Annotated in this window: 4 protein-coding genes; 3 read left to right on the top strand and 1 reads right to left on the bottom strand. The window is 36.9% G+C overall.

Annotated features, from left to right (window positions below):
• A partial coding sequence (locus ACIQ32_RS11895) for a glutamate--tRNA ligase family protein (protein WP_396195893.1) occupies window positions 1–287 on the bottom strand: 287 nt, incomplete at its 3' end.
• Window positions 288–462: 175 nt separating this feature from the next.
• On the opposite strand from ACIQ32_RS11895, the gene ACIQ32_RS11890 reads away from it, so the two are divergent.
• The 3 genes from ACIQ32_RS11890 to mnmG all read left to right on the top strand — a co-directional run.
• The gene (locus ACIQ32_RS11890) at window positions 463–3,837 is read left to right on the top strand and encodes a hypothetical protein (RefSeq protein ID WP_396195892.1); all 3,375 of its coding nucleotides are present in this window, start codon (window positions 463–465) and stop codon (window positions 3,835–3,837) included.
• Window positions 3,830–4,252, top strand: coding sequence for an rRNA maturation RNase YbeY (ybeY, locus tag ACIQ32_RS11885; protein ID WP_396195891.1), 423 nt, complete (start codon window positions 3,830–3,832; stop codon window positions 4,250–4,252). The genes ACIQ32_RS11890 and ybeY overlap by 8 nt, the downstream gene beginning before the upstream one ends.
• 1 nt (window position 4,253) lies before the next feature.
• The coding region (mnmG, locus tag ACIQ32_RS11880; protein ID WP_396195890.1) for a tRNA uridine-5-carboxymethylaminomethyl(34) synthesis enzyme MnmG at window positions 4,254–5,725 on the top strand (1,472 nt) is incomplete at its 3' end.

Raw genomic sequence — 5,725 nt, 5'->3', positions numbered from 1 at the left:
GCATATTGCTTGTACAAAGGTTTTCTTTCACTTTGACGGTATGGACCAAATTTTTCATTCTTTCCAACAGTTTCACTTGGCGCTATGCCTAACCATTCCAAAGCTTCAAAAATGTATTGTTCCGCTCCGGGAACGAAACGATTTTGGTCGGTGTCTTCTATGCGTAAATAGAAAACACCGTTATGTTTTTTAGCAAATAAGTAGTTAAATAAGGCTGTTCTAACGCCACCAATGTGCAACGGTCCGGTCGGACTTGGAGCAAAACGAACTCTAACAGGTCTTGACATGTTTCTATATTTTGGGGCAAAGATAATCAGAAGTTGGAAGTTGGAAGTCGGAAGGCGGAAGTTTTTCACCAGCTTTAAACGGTCATTTTCAGTACTTTTTCATTGGCAAATTTTTAACGTTGGTTATTCACCAAAAATTGTACATTTATCGGTTATAAAAAAGATTGGCTAAAAAGTGGAAAAATCAACCCTTATTTATCAAAAGTTAGAAGACTTTATTCGAAAGTTTTATACCAATGAATTACTGCGCGGAACTATATTCTTCGTGGGTTTGGGCTTGTTGTATTTTATCTTCACGCTTTTTGTGGAATACTTTCTTTGGTTGAAACCAACAGCCAGAACCCTATTGTTTACGGTTTTTATTTTGGTGGAATCGTTTCTGTTGTTGCGCTTCATCTTGTTTCCGATTTTCAAATTATTCAAACTTCAAAAAGGCATTGATTATAATCAAGCTTCAAGCATTATCGGAAATCATTTTAATGAAGTAGGCGATAAGTTGACCAATTTTTTACAACTGTCTCAAGATCAAAATAAGTCGGAGTTGCTTTTGGCATCAATTGAACAAAAAGCCAATACATTGCAACCCATTCCTTTTAGCAACGCTATTAATTTAGGCAAGAATAAAAAGTATTTACCCTTAGCGGTTATCCCGATTTTGTTCTTCTTGTTTTTCCTGATTTCCGGGAAAGGCGATATTTTATCCCAAAGTTTGAATCGTGTAGTGAATTTTAAACAACAATTTTTACCGCCGGCGCCGTTTGAATTTGTGGTTTTGAATGACAATTTACAAACCGAACAAAACAAAGATTTTTTGGTTAAAGTTAAAACGGTTGGGAAAGTGGTTCCGGAGAACGCGATGATTTTTATTGGAGATGAAAGTTATTTCATGGAAAGCAATAAAGCCGGAGAATTCGAATTTGTGATTCCGAAGCCCTCAGAAGATATAGCGTTTCACATCGAAGCCAATGAGGTATCTTCTCATGATTATGAGTTAAAAGTGGTAACCGTTCCGTCGATAGCCAACTTTGAAATGGTCTTGAATTTTCCTGGTTATTTGAATAAAAAATCAGAGGTTATCAAAGGCACCGGAAATGCGATCATACCCGAAGGAACTCGAGTGACTTGGAGAATGAACACCTTGGCTACCCAAAAAGTAGATTGGGTGAATGTAGGCAATCGATTTACCTTCGCCAAACAAGACAATGTCTTTACGCTATCCAAAAGCATTCTTCAAAATGTAGATTATCAAATTTTAACTTCAAATAATAAAGTTCAGAATTACGAGAAATTAAATTATCAGATATCGGTTATCAAAGACCAATTTCCAACGATTAGCGTTAACAATGCGCCAGATAGTTTAAAAGTCAACAAGAATTATGTACTCGGACAAGTTTCTGATGATTACGGCCTTTCTAAATTACAAATTGTCTATTATCCAAAAGACACACCAAACAGCGCTAAAAAAGCATTGATTAGCGTTAAGAAAGATGTTTATGACCAGTTTGTGTTTTCATTCCCAAGTAATCTTCCGATAGAAGAAGGCGTTTCTTATGAATACTACTTTGAAGTTTTTGATAACGATGCGATTCATAATTACAAAAGCACAAAATCTTCTGTATTCAGCAATCGTATTTCGACAGAAACGGAGAAGCAAGACGAAATGTTGCAACAGCAAAATGACAACATCAATTCATTAACCAAATCATTAAAAGCTCAAGATAAGCAATTATCCGAAATGGAGAAATTGCAAAAAATGGGCAAAGAGAAAGACAATCTCGATTACAAAGAACAACAAAAAGTCAACGATTTTATCCAACGTCAGAAACAACAAGACGAATTGATGAAAGAGTTTTCAGAGAAGATGAAAGACAATTTGGAGCAATTCAAGGCTGATAAAAAAGACGAGAAGAAAGAGTTGTTGCAAGAGCGCTTGGAGAAAACCAAAGAGGAATTAGAAAAGAACAAGAAGCTATTGGATGAGCTTCAAAAACTAAATGATAAAATCAGCAAAGAAGAGCTGTTTGAAAAGATGGAGAAATTCCAACAAGCCAGTAAAAATCAGACCAAGAGTTTGGAACAGTTGGTGGAATTAACAAAGCGTTATTACGTAGAGAAAAAAGCAGAACAAATCGCCGACAAATTAGACAAGCTGGCAGATAAGCAAGATAAATTATCAGACAAGAAGGAGGAGAATAGCGCTGAAAAGCAAGAAGACATCAATAAGGAGTTTGACAAACTTCAAGAAGAATTGAATGAATTAGACAAAGACAACAAGGAATTGAAATCGCCTATGGAATTGCCTAATACGGATGAAAAAGAGAAAAGCATAGCCGAAGATTTAAAGAACGCCAAAGACCAATTACAAAAGCAACAAAAAGACAAAGCCAAGCCAAAACAAAAAAGCGCTTCCAAAAAGATGAAGCAAATGAGCCAACAAATGATGGAGCAAATGCAATCAGGCGATATGGAGCAAATGGAAGAAGATGTGGTCATGTTGCGCCAGATTCTAGATAACCTTTTGGCCTATTCCTTTTCGCAAGAAGACGTGATGAAACAGTTTAAAAATCTGAAACGCGGCGCGCCATCTTTCAATAAGAACTTAAAAATCCAACAAGATTTAAAACAACAGTTCAAACACGTTGACGACAGCTTGTTTGCGATGTCTTTGCGTAATCCGAAAATTGCCGAAGATGTAACAAAAGAAATAGGCAATGTTCAATACAATGTTGACAAAGCCTTAGAAAATTTAGCAGAAGCCAATGTGCTAAAAGGAAATTCTCACCAACAATATGCTATATCTTCTTCCAATAAATTAGCTGATATGCTTAGCAATATTCTCAACAGTATGCAAATGTCTTTACAAATGGAAGGACAGGGCCAAGGCAAACCAAAACCCGGTCAAGGACAAGGTTCGGGTATGCAACTCCCGGATATAATTAAAAAGCAAGAAGGACTTGGTGAAAAGATGAAAAAAGGCATGAAGAAGGGAGAAAAACCTGGAGAAGGTCAAGAAGGCAATGAAGGCGAAAAACCCGGACAAGGACAACAAGGCAACAAAGACGGGAAAGGGCAAAAAGGAGGTAAATCCGGTCAAAGCCAAGGCAATGATAAAGGAGGTGAACAAGGGCAAGACGGAGAAGGTGATGCTAAAGCAATAATGGAAATTTACAAAGAGCAGCAACAGTTGCGTGAAGCTTTGGAAAAAGAATTAAAGAAGCAAGGTGTTGGAGGAAATGGTCAAAACACACTAGACCAAATGAAACAAATTGAAAAGCAACTGTTGAATAAAGGTTTTAATAACGAAACCCTTCAAAAGATATTGAATTTAAAATATGAATTGTTAAAATTGGAAAAAGCCATCCAGCAACAAGGACAAGACAAGAAACGTCAATCGGAAACCAATAAGAAAGAATATAGTAATCAGACTAATGCGCTTCCAACCAAACTGCAAGAATATTTGAATAGTATTGAAATTTTAAATAGACAAAGCTTACCTTTGCGCTCCAATTTTAACCAAAAGGTCCAAGAATATTTTATAAAGAATGATTAGTTTTAATTACGAGTCAGATTTCAATTTAGACAACGAAACTTTTTATGCTGATTGGCTTTCCAAAGTCATTAGCTCCGAAATAAAGAACGAAGGAGAGATTAATTACATCTTCTGCGACGATGATTATTTGTTGGAAATTAACCAACAATACTTAGATCATGACATGCTTACAGACATTATCAGCTTTGATTATTCTGTGGGAAATGAACTACATGGTGATATTTTTATTTCTGTAGAACGTGTTCGTGATAATGCTTTAGACTTTGGTGTTTCTTTTGAAGAGGAATTGAAAAGGGTTATGGTTCACGGCATTTTACATTATTGCGGATACAAAGACAAGTCTGAAGATGATGAACTATTAATGCGTGAAAAAGAAGAAGAGAAAATGAAGATGTTCCACGTGAAACAAAATTAAGATGTTTTTAGAAAAATACGACACCATAGTAGTAGGAGCCGGGCATGCAGGTTGTGAAGCGGCGGCGGCATCAGCCAATTTGGGTTGCAAAACTTTATTGGTAACGATGAGCTTGCAGAACATAGCACAAATGTCGTGCAATCCTGCTATGGGCGGAATCGCTAAAGGTCAAATCGTTCGTGAGATTGATGCTCTTGGTGGTTACTCCGGAATTATTTCGGATAAAACTGCAGTTCAGTTTAAGATGTTGAACAAATCCAAAGGTCCGGCCATGTGGTCGCCTCGAGTTCAGAGTGATAGAATGCGCTTTTCTGAAGAATGGCGATTGATGTTGGAAAGAACAGAGAATCTTGATTTTTATCAAGAAATGGTTAAAGGACTTTTGATTAAGAATAATAAAATAGAAGGAGTTGTTACTTCTTTAGGAATTGAGATTAAAGCCAAAACAGTTGTATTAACTAACGGTACTTTCTTGAATGGATTGATTCACATTGGAGACAAACAGTTTGGTGGTGGTAGAGCCGGTGAAAGCGCGGCTTTTGGTATCACGGAAGATTTGATAAACGTTGGTTTCGAAGCCGGAAGAATGAAAACCGGAACGCCGCCTAGGGTTGATGGTCGTTCATTAGATTATTCTAAGATGCGTGAAGAACCCGGGGATTTGATTCCGGATAAGTTTTCATATTCTGATAAAACCAAACCTCTAACGCATCAATTGTTGTGTCACATGACTTACACTTCTAATGAAGTCCATAATATTTTGCGTGAAGGATTTGATCGATCTCCAATGTTTAATGGTAGAATTAAAAGTATCGGACCAAGATATTGTCCATCTATTGAAGACAAAATTAACCGTTTTGCAGATAAAGAAAGACACCAACTTTTTGTAGAACCGGAAGGATGGAATACAGTTGAAGTTTATGTAAATGGATTTTCAACCTCTTTACCGGAAGACATTCAATTCAAAGCATTACGTTCCGTGGAAGGATTTGAAAAAGTTAAATTTTTCCGTCCGGGTTATGCCATCGAATACGATTATTTCCCACCAACACAATTAAAGCATACATTGGAAACTAAGTTAGTTGATGGTTTGTATTTTGCCGGGCAAATTAATGGAACCACAGGATACGAAGAAGCTGCTTCACAAGGTATGATGGCGGGAATAAATGCGGCTTTAAAGGTTAAAGAACAAGAACCAATGATTCTTCGCAGAGACGAAGCTTATATCGGAGTTTTAATAGATGATTTAATCACTAAAGGAACCGAAGAACCATACCGAATGTTTACTTCACGCGCTGAATACCGAACCCTTTTGCGTCAGGACAATGCAGATTTCAGATTGACACCAAAGGCTTATCAAATTGGTTTAGCTTCAGAAGAGAGAATGCAACGTATGGAACACAAGTTCAATGAAAGTGAAAAAATGGTGAATTTCTTCAAGGAAACAAGTGTAACACACGATGAGGCCAATCC

The sequence above is a fragment of the Flavobacterium sp. genome, assembly GCF_044373165.1.
Taxonomy (GTDB): domain Bacteria; phylum Bacteroidota; class Bacteroidia; order Flavobacteriales; family Flavobacteriaceae; genus Flavobacterium.
Note: the sequence above shows the minus strand (reverse complement) of the source record. Positions and strands in the feature narration are given on the sequence as shown.